22 protein-coding genes are annotated in these 17,731 nt (G+C 41.1%); all 22 read left to right on the forward strand.

The features are described 5' to 3' along the window. Positions 1 to 19 precede the first annotated feature (19 nt). The 22 genes from codY (at position 20) to yqeH (ending at position 17,730) form a co-directional block, all read left to right on the forward strand. Positions 20 to 805: a GTP-sensing pleiotropic transcriptional regulator CodY gene (codY, locus tag AC4HAI_RS00150; protein WP_491079114.1), complete on the forward strand. Its 786-nt coding sequence runs from the start codon at positions 20 to 22 to the stop codon at positions 803 to 805. Positions 806 to 916: 111 nt separating this feature from the next. Next, positions 917 to 1,468 (forward strand): cysteine hydrolase family protein, encoded by a 552-nt coding sequence (locus AC4HAI_RS00155; protein ID WP_491079115.1) that lies wholly within the window; start codon positions 917 to 919, stop codon positions 1,466 to 1,468. Positions 1,469 to 1,491: 23 nt separating this feature from the next. Continuing rightward, a complete protein-coding gene (locus tag AC4HAI_RS00160; RefSeq protein WP_491079116.1) occupies positions 1,492 to 2,781 on the forward strand; it encodes a hypothetical protein in 1,290 nt (429 codons plus the stop codon). 137 nt (positions 2,782 to 2,918) lie between these two features. Further along, positions 2,919 to 3,221, forward strand: coding sequence for an Asp-tRNA(Asn)/Glu-tRNA(Gln) amidotransferase subunit GatC (gatC, locus tag AC4HAI_RS00165; protein WP_491079117.1), 303 nt, complete (start codon positions 2,919 to 2,921; stop codon positions 3,219 to 3,221). Beyond that, positions 3,221 to 4,687: an Asp-tRNA(Asn)/Glu-tRNA(Gln) amidotransferase subunit GatA gene (gene gatA, locus AC4HAI_RS00170; protein WP_491109939.1), complete on the forward strand. Its 1,467-nt coding sequence runs from the start codon at positions 3,221 to 3,223 to the stop codon at positions 4,685 to 4,687. The genes gatC and gatA overlap by 1 nt, the downstream gene beginning before the upstream one ends. Next, positions 4,687 to 6,129, forward strand: coding sequence for an Asp-tRNA(Asn)/Glu-tRNA(Gln) amidotransferase subunit GatB (gene gatB / locus AC4HAI_RS00175; RefSeq protein ID WP_491109940.1), 1,443 nt, complete (start codon positions 4,687 to 4,689; stop codon positions 6,127 to 6,129). The genes gatA and gatB overlap by 1 nt, the downstream gene beginning before the upstream one ends. A gap of 59 nt (positions 6,130 to 6,188) precedes the next feature. Then, positions 6,189 to 6,572 carry a hypothetical protein gene (locus AC4HAI_RS00180; RefSeq protein ID WP_491109942.1) on the forward strand — a complete coding sequence of 128 codons (384 nt, stop codon included), beginning with the start codon at positions 6,189 to 6,191 and terminating at the stop codon, positions 6,570 to 6,572. A gap of 129 nt (positions 6,573 to 6,701) precedes the next feature. Beyond that, the gene (locus AC4HAI_RS00185) at positions 6,702 to 7,817 is read left to right on the forward strand and encodes a 5-methyltetrahydropteroyltriglutamate--homocysteine S-methyltransferase (protein ID WP_491109943.1); all 1,116 of its coding nucleotides are present in this window, start codon (positions 6,702 to 6,704) and stop codon (positions 7,815 to 7,817) included. A 154-nt stretch (positions 7,818 to 7,971) separates the two neighbouring features. Next, a complete protein-coding gene (locus AC4HAI_RS00190; protein ID WP_491109945.1) occupies positions 7,972 to 8,619 on the forward strand; it encodes a TetR/AcrR family transcriptional regulator in 648 nt (215 codons plus the stop codon). Further along, positions 8,620 to 9,045, forward strand: a complete 426-nt coding sequence (locus tag AC4HAI_RS00195; RefSeq protein ID WP_491109946.1) for a hypothetical protein — start codon at positions 8,620 to 8,622, stop codon at positions 9,043 to 9,045. 41 nt (positions 9,046 to 9,086) lie between these two features. Then, positions 9,087 to 10,103 (forward strand): hypothetical protein, encoded by a 1,017-nt coding sequence (locus tag AC4HAI_RS00200; protein WP_491109948.1) that lies wholly within the window; start codon positions 9,087 to 9,089, stop codon positions 10,101 to 10,103. 167 nt (positions 10,104 to 10,270) lie between these two features. Beyond that, positions 10,271 to 10,702, forward strand: coding sequence for a hypothetical protein (locus AC4HAI_RS00205; protein WP_491109949.1), 432 nt, complete (start codon positions 10,271 to 10,273; stop codon positions 10,700 to 10,702). Positions 10,703 to 10,823: 121 nt separating this feature from the next. Beyond that, positions 10,824 to 11,207 (forward strand): hypothetical protein, encoded by a 384-nt coding sequence (locus AC4HAI_RS00210; RefSeq protein ID WP_491109951.1) that lies wholly within the window; start codon positions 10,824 to 10,826, stop codon positions 11,205 to 11,207. Position 11,208: 1 nt separating this feature from the next. After that, entirely contained in the window at positions 11,209 to 12,429 is a 1,221-nt protein-coding gene (locus AC4HAI_RS00215) for an alpha/beta hydrolase family protein (protein ID WP_491109952.1), read from the forward strand. Continuing rightward, a complete protein-coding gene (locus tag AC4HAI_RS00220; RefSeq protein WP_491109954.1) occupies positions 12,411 to 12,824 on the forward strand; it encodes a hypothetical protein in 414 nt (137 codons plus the stop codon). Before AC4HAI_RS00215 ends, AC4HAI_RS00220 begins: the two co-directional genes overlap by 19 nt. Then, positions 12,824 to 13,234 (forward strand): hypothetical protein, encoded by a 411-nt coding sequence (locus tag AC4HAI_RS00225; protein ID WP_491109955.1) that lies wholly within the window; start codon positions 12,824 to 12,826, stop codon positions 13,232 to 13,234. The genes AC4HAI_RS00220 and AC4HAI_RS00225 overlap by 1 nt, the downstream gene beginning before the upstream one ends. A 129-nt stretch (positions 13,235 to 13,363) precedes the next feature. Next, positions 13,364 to 14,257 carry a DUF3114 domain-containing protein gene (locus AC4HAI_RS00230; protein WP_491109956.1) on the forward strand — a complete coding sequence of 298 codons (894 nt, stop codon included), beginning with the start codon at positions 13,364 to 13,366 and terminating at the stop codon, positions 14,255 to 14,257. Positions 14,258 to 14,367: 110 nt separating this feature from the next. Next, positions 14,368 to 15,120, forward strand: coding sequence for an immunity protein (locus AC4HAI_RS00235; protein WP_491109958.1), 753 nt, complete (start codon positions 14,368 to 14,370; stop codon positions 15,118 to 15,120). A 7-nt stretch (positions 15,121 to 15,127) separates the two neighbouring features. Then, positions 15,128 to 15,262, forward strand: coding sequence for a hypothetical protein (locus AC4HAI_RS00240; RefSeq protein ID WP_491109960.1), 135 nt, complete (start codon positions 15,128 to 15,130; stop codon positions 15,260 to 15,262). 1 nt (position 15,263) lies between these two features. Beyond that, positions 15,264 to 15,917 (forward strand): DUF4230 domain-containing protein, encoded by a 654-nt coding sequence (locus tag AC4HAI_RS00245; protein WP_491109961.1) that lies wholly within the window; start codon positions 15,264 to 15,266, stop codon positions 15,915 to 15,917. Positions 15,918 to 16,084: 167 nt separating this feature from the next. After that, the gene (locus AC4HAI_RS00250; RefSeq protein ID WP_491079136.1) at positions 16,085 to 16,612 is read left to right on the forward strand and encodes a YqeG family HAD IIIA-type phosphatase; all 528 of its coding nucleotides are present in this window, start codon (positions 16,085 to 16,087) and stop codon (positions 16,610 to 16,612) included. Further along, entirely contained in the window at positions 16,612 to 17,730 is a 1,119-nt protein-coding gene (yqeH, locus tag AC4HAI_RS00255) for a ribosome biogenesis GTPase YqeH (RefSeq protein WP_491109963.1), read from the forward strand. Before AC4HAI_RS00250 ends, yqeH begins: the two co-directional genes overlap by 1 nt. Position 17,731: the final 1 nt, after the last annotated feature.

The raw sequence follows: 17,731 nt of genomic DNA on the forward strand, positions 1-17,731 counted from the left end.
AACAAAAGGACAAAAGGCAATGGCAAATCTATTAGAAAAAACGCGTAAAATTACATCTATCTTGCAACGCTCAGTCGATAGCCTCCAAGACGAACTTCCTTATAATATTATGGCCATGCAGCTGGCTGATATTATTGATTGTAACGCCTGTATCGTAGACGGTGGAGGTGTTTTGCTAGGTTATGCCATGAAGTATAAAACCAATACTGACCGTGTTGAGGAGATTTTTGATGCCAAGCAGTTTCCAAAGGATTACCTCAGGGGGATCAGCAGAGTTTACGATACCGAGGCAAACATTCCAGTGGATAGCGAGCTGACCATCTTTCCGGTTGAGTCCCGAGATGTCTATCCAAATGGATTGACGACGCTGGCACCGATCTATGGTGGTGGGATGCGCTTGGGGTCTTTGATCATCTGGCGTAATGATCACAAATTTGAGGAAGAAGACTTGGTCTTGGTTGAGATTGCTGCGACAGTTGTGGGCTTGCAGCTACTCAATCTGCAGACAGAAAATCTAGAAGAAACAATTCGCCGACAAACAGCTGTCAATATGGCGATCAACACCTTGTCCTATTCAGAAATGAAGGCTGTATCAGCTATTCTTGGTGAGCTTGATGGCACCGAAGGTCGCTTGACTGCCTCTGTCATTGCTGATCGTATCGGTATCACCCGTTCAGTTATTGTCAACGCCTTGCGTAAGCTGGAGAGTGCTGGTATCATTGAGAGCCGGTCTCTCGGTATGAAAGGAACTTATCTAAAGGTTATCAATGAAGGTATCTTTGATAAGTTAAAAGAGTTTGAATGAGTTATAAATCCTGTTGCCGGACAGGATTTTTTATATTATGATATTGATAGGAGTTACTGGTGGCAATGGTCTGTTTACAGATTATCCCTATAGAAACGAAAGGACAGGATTATGACAAGAGCTTTAATTTCTATTGATTATACTTATGATTTTGTAGCCGATGATGGCAAACTAACAGCAGGCAAGCCAGCTCAAGCAATCTCTCAGGCGATTGCTGAGCGTACTCAAGCTGCTTATGATGCTGGTGATTATATCTTCTTTGCGATTGATCGTCATGATGAGGGAGATGAGTTTCACCCTGAGACCAAGCTCTATCCACCACATAATATTGCTGGTACTAAGGGCCGGGATCTTTATGGAGAGCTGGCTGATGTCTATGAGGCTATCAAAGATGACAGTCGTGTCTTTTGGATGGATAAGCGCCATTATTCAGCTTTTGCTGGGACGGATTTGGATATTCGTCTGAGAGAACGCCGTGTGACAACTCTTGTGTTGACGGGTGTTCTCACTGATATTTGTGTGCTCCATACGGCTGTCGATGCCTATAATTTAGGTTACGAGATCGTCATACCTGCTTCCTGTGCAGCTAGTTTGACTCAGGCCAATCACGATTGGGCTATGAATCATTTTAAAAATGTCTTGGGAGCTAGGATTGAGGATTAGAGGGCAAGAGGAGAAAGAGTAAGGTGAAAGACAGGAAATGGCGGCTACCTATAGTCAGTATGGGGCCGCTTTTATTATTACTGATCAGTATTGGTTTTTATTGGGGAATGGATCTCTTTTGGAAAGGGGACACCGACAATAGCCTAGGGTCTTGGTTTCTCTTTTTTGCTTTTGCTGGGATCTTTGTCTTTGTGGCTGAGATTGGGCTTCTTAGTAATCTAATTCGCTGGCCTGTCCAGAGAAAATCCTCATTATCGCAATGGTTTTATAAATGCTATTTTGTTGCGATTGTGGTTTTTCATATAGCCATCGGATTCATTTTTCATTCTTCGGGAGACTCGATTCATTTTTATCCCTCCTGGTTCAATTCCTTCACGCCCTTGGCCATTATGGTCTGTTTGACTATCTTATTGCCGATCCTTGCTTTTTTTGTTTTAAATGATTTTGATCGTCAGTTATCTCAGAAAGGTATTCATTGGCTGAAAGGGGCTATTATCGGGATATTTATAGCTATTATAGCTATTCCTATAGTGCTGACTTACTTGTATACGCTTAATCTTGAAGGGAGAGTCAGGGAGGATCTATTAGCTTTCTATCGGCGTCGAGGTTATGATTATCAGTTAGAAGCTGTCAAAGTAAGACGGGATCGTGTGACTTTTCAGGTTCTAGATCATGGTGTGAGGTTACCCGTTCAAGGGGAAATGCGAGACTCAAGGATTTACAGTGTCAACTTTGTGAGTCCGAATCAAGGTATTGAAACACTTTTAGTTAAGCTGACAGACACTGCTAAAGATAGACAAAGGCTTGAAAAATTTTACACTCAGGCGCAAGCTGCTGGCTATACCCAATCAGATAATGCAGGTTATGCTAAGGATACCCATGGTAAGGCTGTATATGCTGTTCGGTTAAAAATCTCTGAAGATGCTAACGACGATTCTGGAGAGATAGAAAAGATGCCTCAAGCGATTCAAAGATTGGCTGAGAAAAACCGCAAGTCCAAGGATCCTAGGAAACAAGCTTTCGGTGGCTATTTTGCGATTTCTGTGGAAGATTATCTGGATGCAGGAATGCTGGTTCAGAAAATAGACAGTTATCCTATAGAGGAGCAGGAAAAGGTATTACCCAAGATAGCTTACAGTCGGCTAGAGGATGGCTACTATGCTATCGGTGAGGCAACTGTAAAAGTCCATCGAGGTAGGATTGTTGAGAGCGCTAAACAAGAGGACACCTACCAATCGATACTGCCTCCTATGTGGCTCTATCAGAAAGAAGGTAACTATGAGGAGTTTTACATTGAAGATGGATCTGATTAGGAGCATTGAGCACAAGGGGCAGATCTAAAGGTCATGGCCTTTCAGCTCTTTTTGTGATAAAATTATGAAGATTATTCTAAGTAATGACTAGGTTTTTCCTACTGTTTGGAGAGCCTAGGATAGATAAAGGAGAAGGCATGAAAATTTCTGAAGAAGAAGTGCGCCATGTGGCGACTTTGTCAAAGTTGACATTTTCTGATGAGGAAACGGCTGAATTTGCGACGACTTTGACTAAAATTGTCGACATGGTTGAGCTCTTAAATGAAGTGGATACGATAGGGGTACCTGTCACCACAACCATGGCGGAGCGCAAGACGGTTGTCCGGCCAGACCTAGCAGAAGCAGGGACGGAGCGCGATCAGCTCTTTAAGAATGTTCCAGAGTCAAAAGACTACTATATCAAGGTACCTGCGATCTTAGATGATGGAGGAGATGCTTAATGTCTTTTAATCATAAAACTATTGAGGAACTGCACGATCTTCTGGTCAATAAAGAGATTTCAGCGACAGAATTGACCAAGGCGACCCTAGCTGATATCAGCGCTCGTGAAGAAGCAATCGGTTCTTTTATTACCGTTGCAGAAGAGGCAGCTCTTGCTCAAGCTGCAGCTATTGATGAGCAGGGGATTGACGCTGATAATGTTCTATCAGGCATTCCTTTGGCGATCAAGGATAACATTTCTACCAAGGGAATCTTAACAACTGCTGCGTCGAAAATGCTTTACAATTACGAGCCGATCTTTGATGCGACAGCTGTTCAAAATGCCTATGAAAAAGGTATGATCGTCGTTGGTAAGACCAACATGGATGAGTTTGCTATGGGTGGTTCAACGGAGACTTCCTACTTCAAAACCACTAAAAATGCTTGGGATCAAACCAAGGTGCCTGGCGGTTCATCAGGTGGTTCAGCGACAGCAGTAGCTTCGGGACAAGTGCGTCTATCCCTCGGTTCTGACACTGGTGGCTCTATTCGCCAGCCAGCTGCCTTCAATGGGGTTGTCGGTCTTAAGCCAACCTATGGAACTGTTTCACGCTTTGGCTTGATTGCCTTTGGTAGCTCTCTGGATCAGATCGGTCCGTTTTCACAAACGGTTAAAGAAAATGCTCAGTTGCTCAATGCCATTGCAAGTAGCGACAGCAAGGATTCTACCTCTGCTCCTGTGCGTGTTGCTGATTACACCAGCAAGATTGGTCAAGATATCAAGGGGATGAAGATTGCCCTGCCTAAGGAATATCTGGGTGAGGGAATCGATCCTAAGATTAAGGAAAATATCTTAGCGGCTGCTAAACACTTTGAAAAATTAGGAGCCGTTGTTGAGGAAGTCAGTCTGCCGCACAGTAAATACGGTGTAGCTGTGTATTATATTATCGCTTCATCAGAAGCCTCTTCAAATCTGCAACGCTTCGACGGGATTCGCTATGGCTACCGTGCCCAAGACGTCCAAAGTTTGGAAGATATTTATCTTCAGTCTCGGAGTCAAGGATTTGGTGATGAGGTTAAACGCCGTATTATGCTGGGAACCTTTAGCTTGTCATCTGGTTACTATGATGCTTACTACAAGAAGGCTGGTCAGGTGCGTACGCTTATTATTCGAGATTTTGACAAGGTCTTTGAGGATTATGATTTGATCTTAGGACCAACGGCACCGCAGGTGGCTTATGGGCTTGGCACACAAAATCAGGATCCTGTTGCCATGTATCTGGCTGATCTCTTGACGATTCCAGTCAACTTGGCTGGTCTGCCTGGGATCTCTATTCCATCAGGATTTGTGGATGGTCTTCCAGTCGGACTTCAGCTGATCGGACCTAAATACTCAGAAGAGACCATCTACCAAGCTGCTAGTGCCTTTGAAGCCACGACAGATTATCACAAACAACAGCCCGTGATTTTTGGAGGTGACCAGTAATGAATTTTGAAACCATTATCGGACTAGAGGTCCATGTGGAGTTAAACACGAATTCTAAGATATTCTCACCCTCGTCTGCTCACTTTGGGGAGGATGCCAATGCTAATACCAATGTCATCGATTGGTCTTTCCCAGGGGTCTTGCCGGTTATGAATAAAGGGGTTATTGATGCAGGCATCAAGGCAGCTTTGGCGCTTAATATGTCTATTCATCAAACCATGCACTTTGACCGCAAGAATTATTTCTATCCGGATAATCCTAAGGCCTACCAAATTTCACAATTTGATGAGCCGATTGGTTATGACGGTTGGTTAGAAGCGACTCTTGATGATGGCTCTACGAAGAAGATTCGTATTGAGCGGGCTCATCTGGAAGAAGATGCTGGTAAGAATACACATGCGGATGATGGCTATTCTTATGTCGATCTCAATCGTCAAGGTGTTCCCTTGATCGAGATCGTATCTGAAGCAGATATGCGCTCTCCAGAGGAGGCTTATGCATATTTGACAGCTTTAAAGGAAATTATCCAATATACAGGGATCTCTGATGTCAAGATGGAAGAAGGGTCTATGCGGGTAGATGCCAACATTTCCCTACGCCCTTATGGCCAAGAAGCTTTTGGTGTTAAGACCGAGCTTAAAAACCTTAACTCCTTTAGTAATGTTCGTAAAGGATTGGAATACGAGGTTGAGCGTCAAGCCAAGATCTTGCGCAGTGGTGGTATTATCCGCCAGGAGACACGTCGCTATGATGAGGCTAATAAGCAGACGATCCTTATGCGGGTCAAGGAAGGGGCAGCAGATTACCGCTACTTCCCAGAGCCAGACCTGCCGATCTTTGAGATTTCTGATGATTGGATTGAGGAGATGCGGGCAGACTTACCTGAGTTTCCAAAAGATCGCCGCCGTCGTTATGTGACTGATCTTGGCTTGAGTGATTATGACGCTAGCCAGTTGACTGCTAGCAAGGCAACGTCTGACTTCTTTGAGAAGGCTGTTGCTCTTGGTGGCGATGCTAAGCAGGTATCTAACTGGCTTCAAGGTGAAGTAGCCCAATTTCTTAATAGTGAGGATAAGGTGATCGATCAAATCGGTTTGACGCCTGAAAATCTAGTAGAGATGCTAGGTTTGATAGAGGACGCTACCATCTCTTCTAAGATCGCTAAGAAAGTTTTTGTCCATTTGGCGAAAAATGGTGGCGGTGCGCGTGACTATGTTGAGAAAGCTGGTTTGGTTCAAATCTCAGATCCTGAAGTCTTGATTCCTATCATCCATCAAGTCTTTGCGGATAATGAAGCAGCTGTGGCTGACTTTAAATCAGGTAAACGCAATGCCGACAAGGCCTTTACTGGTTTTCTTATGAAAGCTACCAAAGGTCAGGCTAACCCCCAAGTGGCACTTAAACTTTTGGCACAAGAATTGCAAAAATTAAAAGAAGAGTGATGTTGTGAACTATCAGCTTGTGTGCTGGTAGTTCATTTTTAGTTAGTTGAAGAGGAAAAATGGTGGATTCGATCTTGTTGCTTAGTATTTTTTTCATCTGTTTTTATGCGGTCATTTGGCTGCTCTTGTTTCCTTTTAAGGTCTATCGTTGGTATTGGAGCTGGCGGGTGAGACGGGAAGGGCAAGAGCTGGTCTTGCAGGGAAAAGAAGCGATTGAGATGCATAAAGGATGGAGGGGGATTATTACTTATCAGCATTTTCTTAGTTTTATGGATTACCGTTTTGTCACGGATCGCAATCCATACGGTCTTGTCAGAGCATTGAATCGACAGCAAATAACGTATCTAGGGCGTTCACACTACCTTTCTGCCTGCTATCGTGTCCGCTATCTCCAAAGAAAGGGAAAAACTTATCTTATTGTCTTAGCACCGGACGAGCATTAAGAAGGCATTGGCGATAAGCTATCCGAGTACTTATAGCTTGAAACTATAAAATAATATATATAATATATATTTTACACTTATATATCCCTCTGATAGAATAAAGCCATCTTAAGAAATGAGGTGTGGCAGATGGTAAAAAAATATTTTGAACATGTAGGAAGTTTTTTGAGACCCGAGGTATTGAAGCAGGCTCGTGAGGATTTTCAGGCTGGTAAGATTTCACAGGATGAGCTGACCGCTATAGAAGATCGCTTGATCACCGAATTGGTGGATAAGCAAGTTGCTGTTGGTCTTGAAAAGGTGACTGATGGTGAATTTCGCAGAGCTAATTGGCATGTTGACTTTTTCTGGGGATTTGATGGCATTGAACGTTACCAATACGGATCAGGACTTTACTTTGAAGGGGTAGAAACTAATGATGATTCGGCTATTGTTAGTGGTAAGATTGGCTTTACTAAGGCCAATCATCCCTTTATCAAGCATTATCAATTTTTGAAAAAGCTGGCTGATGAGCGTGGGGTTGAAGCCAAAATGACTATCCCAGCACCAGCCCAGTGTCTGGTCGAGCTCCAGCGTGGCAGCAATATTCAGAAGGCTTTGGACATTTATCCTGATCAAGAGGACCTCGTAGAAGACCTGGCAGCAGCTTATCACCAAGCCATCCTTGCTCTTTATGATGAAGGGGCACGCACCATTCAGTTGGACGATTGTACTTGGGGCGTGATCATGGATGATGATTTTTACAAGACCGTTACTGATGGTAATATTGATAAGGATACTATTCGTGAAGGTCTGCTTTATATCAATAATAAAGCGATCGAAAATCTTCCCGAGGACTTACAAATTAATACCCATGTCTGTCGAGGAAATTATCAGTCTACCTATGCGACTTCGGGACCTTATACAGCTGTGGCAGAAACGCTATTTGGACGGGAGCGTGCGACAGCTTATTTCCTAGAGTATGATAATGAGCGCTCTGGTGGTTTTGAGCCTTTGGCTGAATTCAAGGATCCTAATAAAGTAGCAGTTCTTGGCTTGATTACAACCAAGGATGGTAAATTGGAAGATAAGGATCAGATCATCGCTCGTATCAAGGAAGCTTCAGAATATTTAGCTCTAGAGCAGCTCTGGCTGGCAACGCAATGTGGTTTTGCCTCAACTCAAGAAGGTAATCTGATCACAGAGGACGATCAGTGGCAGAAGCTCTCCCTTGTCAAGGAAATCATTGATGAAGTCTGGGAATAAGGACTCCCAACCACTACGTCAATTTGGTAAATCAAGAATAAGGTTAAAGAGTTTGGACTTTTATTTCAAACTCTTTTTTCATTGACAAGAAGCTATTCAGTTACTATAATAAAAACAGACTATCGGTCTGTTTTTTGGGTTGGAAGTGATTGCAATGAAGCAAAAAGAAAAGTCTTTGCAGACTAAGGAAAAAATTATTGCTGCTGCGATGAATTTGTTTATTGAAAAAGGCTATCAAGCGGCGACTATGTCTGATATTGTTAAAAGAACTGGCTTATCAAAAGGTGGAGTATATCATCAATTTGCTAGTAAAGAAGCCATTTTGGAGCAAGCTATGTCAGAAGAAGTTGCTAAAGTCACTCAATTTTTTGAAGAACTGAGTGATGACCAAGAACGATCTGCTCAGCAGCGTTTGAGAGAGTTGTTAGAGTTTTTTAGTCGGAAGCAAACTCTTCAAGATTTATCTCATATTGATTGGGCGGAGAAAATCCCTTTTGGTCTGCTCTTTACTCTTAGAAATACTCTACAAAATCTATCGACTTATGTTGGGACTATTATCGAACAGGGAAACCGACAGGGAGAATTTGCTTGTCCTTATCCTTTAGAGACAGCTAGTGTTTTTTTACTTTTAATTGATGTTTGGTTGGATCCTCTTATTGTGGGTAGGGATTTTTCAGTGGTTTGTAAAAAAATTGATTACATTGCTTATTTTTTAAAGATCAATCAATTACCACTATTGTCTGAGGAGGATTGTGATTGTCTTAAAGAAACGGTACGTCCTTACTATATTGGAGGTAGTTAGATGAATAAATTTTTAAAAGTTACCTTTATCGTTGTTATTATAGCTATGGTCTCTGCTAGCTTGTTGCAATTATTTTTTCCAGATTTTATGGGGAGACAGTCGGCTTATGGTATTTCTCATGGTTGGCAACGTGAGATAGCTTTTTGGGATTTGGCGGTTGTTATGATATTGATGGCTGTTCTCATTAAGTATGATGAATTTTATTTGAAGGCTATTTTATTAGCTTTGATTGTCGGAGGACTGGGGATTGGTAGTAATCATTTGTTGAGCTTTATTGCAGTTCCCTCTCGCTACATTAATTTAATAGGTGCTGTGGAAAACTATTTGTTAGTTTTAGCTTGGATGCTTGGCTGGAAATTAGAAAATAAAAAGAAGGGATCTGGTTTTGCCAAAGAGGGTGAGCAGGCTTTTCAGCCTGACCGTTAATTGAAAAAATTCTTTATGGCTAGGATATAGGAGAATTCATTATGAAGCATTTTGATCGTTTATCAAATATTAAGTTTCTAATGGTAGTGTTTTGGTTTTTAATTTTATTAATTATTATAGGAATATCATTTACAAAATTTTCGTCCCTTCAGTCTCCTAGTAAGATGACAAAGACTGAAAAATCAAATGATCAAAAATTTTTGGAAGAGCACGAGGATGATATTAAAAAACAAATTCTTGATCTCTTAGATCCGAGCCATCAGCATTTAACCTCTATTACTTTGGAAAATTCAACTGCAGAAGGTTATTACGATAATGGAGGGGACGTCGGTGGTAATTATCATATAAAATTTAAGGCTTATGCTAATCAGAAAAAATCCTATACCATTGATAGCGAGATTAATTTCCCAGATGCATCAATTCCTCCTTTTACTTTCAAATGGCCTAATCCCTATAAGGATAAGGGACAAGATATGACTAAGTGGGTGGTGACAGCTGAGCGTACTGATAGTAAAGATTGGCAGTGGAAAATAGATGAGGAAGAGAAGCAAGCCAAAGAAGAAGAGGCAAAGGAAGAAGCTGATCGGAAGGCAAGGCAGGCAGAACTTGATCAGAAAAAACCACTAGTTGAGCAGTGGTTGCAAATCCATGAAGCTAGCTTAAAAGCAAATCTGATGGCAGAAATTAATAAAGCGAATGGTAAAGCTGCAGATGAACTTGGTGAAATCTCGCGAATTAGTTTGTCGGAACTTGGTTATATAGATGACAGTACTGGTAATGGTGGGCTTTATCTTCAAATGTCTTTTAGTAAGATACCAAACGAAATGACTTATCCATTTTATGTGAATATTCATTTTAACAGTATTGGTCTGCAAGATTTATCAAAAGGTGGTTATATTTTCCCAACAGGAGCAGATCTAGGGCGTTATGATATTAGTGCTGACAAAACAAAAGCACCCCAGTTATATAAAAAACTTGATAAAATAGCTGATGGGGAAATAACTATAGATCTTAAGGAACCCAGTGAGCACAGCATTGAAATTGCTGATTTATCTTAAAAGTGAGTGCTTTCCTGTTCACTTATTATGGGCGCTGATGCTTAAATTTGTAGGAATAAAAAAATAAGTATAAGGGTAGTTGAGTAGGGCTGTTCCATTCATAGGAATGGCTTTTTTTGCTATAATAAATAACATCTATTTATGATACTTTTAAGGAGATTGCTATTATGAAGTTATGGAAAAAATTGATTGACGATGAGTCCTTATTGACTTTACTATTTATGATGTCATATTTTATCTGTTTTATAGCTTTATATTCTTGGAATGGTTCAATAGTTATATTTATTAGCCTTTTCACTTTTGGGTTTCCTTTATTACTTTTTGGATTTCCTTTTCTTAGTATTATCCTGGCAGCAGGAGATAAAAAACGTACGATTATTATTGGTTATTTATCTAGTCTGACATCAGTTTTTTATCTAATTTTTGCCATTTCAGAGTATCCATTGAAGACGATAACTGATGAAGCTGGTCACGAAATGAGGCTAAGTGATTGGCATTATTTTACAATTATTACATCTATCATAATCTTTTTGCTAATGGCGACTTTGTTGTTTTACGTTAAAATGACTCATAGGAAAAATCATCAAAATGAGAAATAGCATGAGTACTGAGTACTGTCGATACTAAACGAGTCATTATTATTTAGGATAAAGTGATTTATCTTATATCCTAAGCTAGTTAGGATTAGCTAGTTTAACTATAAGATAAACGGAGGTGTTCATGAAAACATGGAAAAAGTTATTAGCGCTGAGCGCTGTTGGTATAATATTAGTTTTAGGAGGGTGTAGTATGTTTGGAAAAAAAGGTGAAAAATTAACAAAACAAGAGCAAGAGCGGATAGTCCAATATATCGCAGATACTTATGAAGGAGTTAAAAAGGTCGAGTTTGATGAAGTTAGTGAAAATAAGTTGGCAGGGACACTTTTTGTTAATTTGAAAATTAATGATACTAACTATTTGTCTCTATCTTTAGGAAATGATGTATCAGATGTAAGTCATTATTCACCAGGATGGAATCCCAAAACTTTTAAGTTGAAAGAGAAAGATAATAAAGATGGTGAGGCTAGCATAGATACAATTGAAATTGTTTATTTAGGAGAATAATATGATAACAGAAAAGAATTATAATGATATTTCTACTAGAGTATACGCTGTTGAGGAAGGTAAAGAAAATTATACGATTAGACAAGGTTATACTTTTAAGTCAAATGATCAATCTTTTCAAGTCCTAGCAACCGAAGACAACACTGACAACGGTATGCAGGCTATGGCGGTGGCGCCTATAGACGAAAACGGTAATCCTGATACCAGCCAAGTGGTGATTGCCTACGCAGGAACGAATAGTGGAGATCTCGATGATCTCATGACGGATGCAGAGTCTTTAGGGCTAGGGTCGGATTATTTAATCATGTCATCGCCTGGTTCTGAGTATACACCGAAAAAAGTTACCGAGTCACAATTTGCTACGGGTAAAGACTTTGCTGAGGAAGTCGCAAAAAAATATCCAAAAGCAGAGATTACGACGACTGGACACTCCTTGGGAGAATCCGTAGCCATGTATGTCGCCTTGGAACAAGATTACAACAATGTCGGTTTCAACGGTCCTGATATTCACAACCTGATCAGTGAGAAGCAAGTGGCTTATATGCAAAAACACCCGGAGCAGTTTCGCAACTACCGCAATCCTAATGATGCTATCGGCAATATCACGGGTAACGAGACGGATACCGCCATCTATGTCGCTCGACAAGATAGTGGGATGATGGATGACCATGCTGTCACTCAGTGGCAATTTGATAAAGATGGAAATCTGGTTGATAAAAATGGCAATCAGGTCAGCGTGGGTGTCTTGGCAGAAGCTGGCATGAAGGAGTTTATGAAGACGACCTTTACAGCACAAAAGACTGCCCTATCTAAAGGCGGTCTGACAGGTCATGAAACTATTTTTCTGGACTATCTGGAAGCTAGCGCTGCGGCAGCCAGTCTAGCCATGGTGGCTCAAAATGGTGAGACTGTACTGGAGGGGGTTAAAGATACTGCTGTTAAAGAATTTGAAGACCTTTATAATACGACTAAGAAGCGTCCTGCCTCAGTCAATAAGCTGAGTATGGACGAGATCAAGGCAATCTATGAAGAAGAAGGCGTGACCTACCAGTCTATGGTGACTAAGCCCAAGGAGCATTTTGAGGGACGTCAGAAGTCTGTTGGTAAAATCCTGACCAAACTGTCAGATCTGAGCGGAAATATCGAGACGGGCTTGCAAGCCTTGGTGGCTGAGGATACTGGCTTAGGAGAGGAGATTAGTGCATGGACCGCTGGGATGTAGCACAGGCAAAGGTGCGCAAATATGAACTGCAGATCGAAGAGCTAGAAGATGATTACCGTGATCTTAAAAAAGAGATCGAGGAAGAAGAGAATGTCTATTATGAAAGGTTAAGCCAATTCCGTCATTTCACAGATATTAAGGTACAAGAGGCGATGGCTGATTTTCGACTAATGGAAATTGACGATTACTCCCCTTTTATGGATACGGTTGAAAGGGTCACATTGGAGGTTGAAAATAGCTTTTCACAGATCTTTCAAGATCTAGCGGATAAGAGAGATCATCTTGATCAGGTCTATCGAAAAGCCTATCGCGAGGCAGATGAGAAGCTCAATCAGGCTTATGCCGAGAGGAGGCAGGCGGATTATGAATCACGAGAGAAAGGAAAGAAACTGTAATGGGATGGTTAAAAGATACTTGGGACGCTGGGGTAGAAATGGTTACCGGTGTCGGGCGGACTAATATGGGCAATGTCGCTGGCAGTGTCGCTCATGGAGATTTAGATGCTGCTGAAAAAGAATATGAAAAGGGTATTGTCCGAGCTGCTGCCTTAAGAAAAAAGCAAAAGCAAAAGAAGCTAAAGAGTGACAATGATGAGCGCTTTGATAGTGCTATAGCGGATATTTCCTCAAGTGCTGCTAGTATCAGTTCACAACTAGATACCAGTATAAAGGGGCAATTTTCTGACCAAATTAAAACAACCATTACGACAGAGACCACCAACTTAGGGAAGTTAGTCACAGGAGGAGATACAGTTGTTCACAGTTATATATCTACTCCTGGCTATGATGGTGGCGGTACCTTATAATAGTAGTGTTAAAAACTGCTTGAATATGGCTGATATGACAGGACTGATCACGTCATAATTTGCGTAAACAGGGTCTTTGCGTCTCGATCATTTTCTCGTTATAATAAGAAAAAACTCAAGGGAGAGAGTATGTATACCATAGGTTCAACAGCCCATCGGCTACAGTGGAAAACAGCTATTCAAACAAAGGCGCCAGAAGAGGTTTTATCAGCCCTGCTCGAACATATCGGCATGCCAGATGATCTTTCGGGTGAACTGGCAGAAAATCAGCGTCTAGTAGCTCAGTTTGATGGGGACTTAGCGCCCCACGATCCCTTTTGGAAGAATCTGGCTAGATTGGTACGTCGGGTGATGAAGACAGCTGACTTTAGGGAAAAAACGGTCTTTAACCGTCGTCTCCATCAACTGCGCTATGTCATCTCCTCCCAGCAGGCTCAGTATGTGCGCCGGCATTATCGGCAAGATCATATGAGTGATCAGGATGCTTTGATTGCTTATCTGAGTGCCAATCATCTAGCTCCCCGAATCTATGATAATGCTCGTCTCCATAATAAAAGGAGAGTTGAGGCTGGTTTGTTTCATTTTCCAGATCAGGAAGAGTCCTATAACTTTAAGGTGCTGCTTGGGACAAGGACGGAGTTTATCCTGGATAGTAAGGGACGTTTTTTAAATGAGGTGGATGCTGAGGAAGTCAGGGATAATGGTATTATCAATGGAGCTAGTTTTAACTATGGCAATACGCCCTGGCGCCATGTTCGCTTGGACGTTTTGCCTATCGGGGTACATGATCCAGCCTTTCGAAAGAAAATAGCTAAACCCTATAAAAATCCCAATCAGTTGGGGAAGATTCGCCTGGCACGCTTTTGGAAGGAGCGAAAAAATCCTGACTTTGAGCGCAGTTTTTACAATAAAACAGGGGGATACGCTAGGAGTGGAGATTCTTTAGCCAAACTTGTTAAAGGGGCTAAAAAAGATTTTAAACGTACCTATCGTCAGTCTAAAAATAAGAAGAGCCAGAAGTAGATTCTGGCTTTTTGAGTATTCTTAAATCTCACTGAAACATAGTTGTTACGATGTTGACATTATATATATATATATAATTATTTTGTAAAATTAATGAAAGGGCTGATGAGATGAAACCAATTAAAAGTGAAGAGAGAAAAGTTATAGCAATTATTGCTTTAGTATTTGGAGCAGTAGCATTGCTGACCTCATGGATTCCCTATGTAAATAACATATCGGCGTTAGTTGCAATTATTGCTTTAATACTCGGAATAATCGCTTTGATTATGAATTGGAGGAATAAGAATTGGCTTTCATTAATTTCGATTGGCATTGCCACTCTTGCATTTCTAATTGTTTTGGTTACACAGACTATCTATGCCAATTCAATGCTTCATTCTATTACTGAGTCATTTCAAACGGTTTCAACAACAACATCAACATCTGTAGTGAAAAAAGAGAATAAAGAAAATGATGCAAGTAAGATTCAAAACTCTGACTCGGGTAAAAAAGCTACTTATAAAGTTGGTGATAAAATCACTTTTAAAGATAAATTAGAAGTGACTATTACAGCCGTAGAATGGACGGATGAAAGGAATGAGTTTGCAGATAATCAACCAGAGAAAGTTTTGAAGGTTACCTATGATATTAATAATTTGTCAGGTGAAGACTATGTTATTGGTAGTGAATTAGAACTCTATTCTGGTGATGAAAAGATGGAAAGTTATCCAAATAATAATACGTTTGAAACTATTTCATCAGGACGTTCTTATCAAGGAGCTACTCAATATTTTGGTGTCAATGGGAATGGCAATTTGGAATTGGAAATTGCACCATCATTTTCTGTATATGTTGATCCGGTCATTGTTAAACTAGAAAGATAGGCTATGTATGATGAAAAAGACTATTTTATCCATTGTGATGATAATTTTAGGAATTGCTCTCTTTTTTCTTAATCCAGTGATTGGTACTGTTATAGTGATGTTAGGACTATTTGCGTTAGGTGTTACATTAAAGGAAAAATAATATGTTGAGAAAATACTTAATCCAATTACCAAAAATGTTAAAAAAGTTGCTTTTGTTAAAAATACCTACTTGGCTGTTGCTGGGTGCAATTACTTTAATTGTTTGTTCTACCTGGGTTGCTTCTTTCCAGAAAAGTACCGACAATAAACAAGAGCAGCAAAAAGATTTTTCCGCAATTACCTCCATTGAAAAGGTTCAGCAAACCGTCTTTTTAGATGTTGGTATTCAAAAAATAGTCACATCGAAGGAAACGACTAAGGTCCTTTTTACAGATTGGGATATTCCATTTTCTGAGAAGGAAGCTATTATTATTCTCAACTATAAGGCTAAATTTGGTATCAAGCAGCCGGTTCAGATAGATGAAAAGAAGGGACATCGCTATGAGGTTACCCTCCCTAAATTTGATGTTATTGGGTTTGAACTTGATAAGAATCACCCGTATCAATTATATGATAAGTCTGGCGGTTTACTGAGTTATTCAACCGAGGATGTTGATACTGGAAAAATTGTAGCAGATAGCCTTTCTAATAAGGAGCAGAAGGAATACTTGAAGAACTATCAGAATCTCGTCAAGGATTCTGCCAAAGCTTATTACAAGCAACTAATGACATCGATTGACGAGAAGGCAAAGGTTAGCGTCAAGTTTCAAGAGTAACCGTCACCTATTTTCCATTATTATAAATAAGAATTTAATCCTTTTGTGTATGGTGTCTGCTGACTCATCTCGAAGGGATTTTTTGCTGTGGTTGTCTTCTTTTTGTCCCTCTATCTTGGTTGAAAATATGCTATAATGAGGAGAACTATCATATTTTGGAGAAAGTTGTGAGTATTGAAGATTATCTACCCACCTTTGCGGTGGAAGCTGTTTATGATTTGAAGCCTGAGAGTTTGCGCAAGCATGGGATTGGGGCTGTTTTGGTGGATTTGGATAATACCCTGATTGCTTGGAACAACCCCGATGGCACGCCTGAGCTTAGGGAATGGTTAGATGCGATGACAGAAGCTGATATTCCTGTGGTAGTGGTATCTAATAATAAGGCTGAGCGTGTCCAACGAGCGGTTGAGCCCTTTCATGTTGATTTTGTCAGCCGTGCGATGAAACCTTTTACGCGTGGGATTAATATGGCTATTAAACGCTATGGTTTTGATCGAAGTGAGGTTGTCTTGGTTGGTGATCAGCTCATGACCGATATTAGGGCTAGTCATCGTGCAGGTATCCGCTCTATCTTGGTTAAGCCTTTGGTCGAGTCGGATGCATGGAATACAAAGTTCAACCGGGCAAGAGAGCGTCGTGTGATGCGCAAGATCGCTGCTAAATACGGTGAGATTACTTACAAAAAGGAAATTTAATGGAAGAGTTATTTTGTATCGGCTGCGGTGCTAAAATTCAGACTGAGGATAAGGAAGCCGTAGGCTACACCCCCCAATCCAGTATTGCTAAGGCTGAAGAGAGCGGTGAGCTCTATTGTCAGCGCTGTTTTCGGCTGCGTCACTACAATGATATTGTTGATGTCAACATCACGGATGATGAGTTTTTAAAGCTTCTTCATGAAGTGGGAGACAGTCAGGCACTAGTGGTCAATGTGGTTGACATCTTTGATTTTAATGGCTCTGTCATTCCAGGTCTTAGTCGTTTCGTCTCCGGCAATGATGTGCTTTTGGTCGGTAACAAAAAGGATATCTTGCCTAAATCTGTGAAGGATGGCAAGGTCACCCAGTGGCTGCGTGAGCGTGCTCATGAGGAAGGCTTGCGTCCAGTAGATGTCCTGCTGACCAGTGCTCAAAACCATCAGGCTATCAAGGAATTGATCGAACGCATTGAAGAGCTTCGTGCTGGTCGTGATGTTTACGTGGTGGGTGTGACCAATGTTGGTAAGTCAACCCTGATCAATGCGATCATCAGAGAGATCACTGGGGATAAGGATGTGATTACAACCTCACGCTTTCCTGGAACGACACTTGATAAAATCGAGATTCCGCTGGATGATGGCAGCTATATCTTTGATACACCGGGGATTATCCATCGTCACCAGATGGCGCACTATTTGAGTGCCAAGGATCTCAAGTATGTCAGTCCTAAAAAGGAAATCAAGCCTAAAACTTACCAGCTTAATGCTGAACAGACGCTTTTTTTGGGAGGTCTAGCTCGCTTTGATTTTGCCCGGGGAGATAGACAAGGCATTACGGCATACTTTGATAATAATCTCAAGATTCATCGTACCAAACTCGATGGGGCAACAGCCTTTTATGACAAGCATAAGGGTGGTTTGTTGACACCGCCGCAGGCCAAGGATGTGACAGATTTTCCAAGGCTAGTCGCTCATGAGTTTACCATCAAGGATAAGATGGATATCGTCTATTCGGGTCTGGGTTGGATCCGGATTAAGGCGACAGCTGAAAATCCGGTGTCAGCTGTGGCTTGGGCACCCGAAGGGGTTGGGGTTGTTGTCCGCAAGGCGCTAATTTAAA

Source organism: Streptococcus sp. ALY_208 (genome assembly GCF_058314295.1).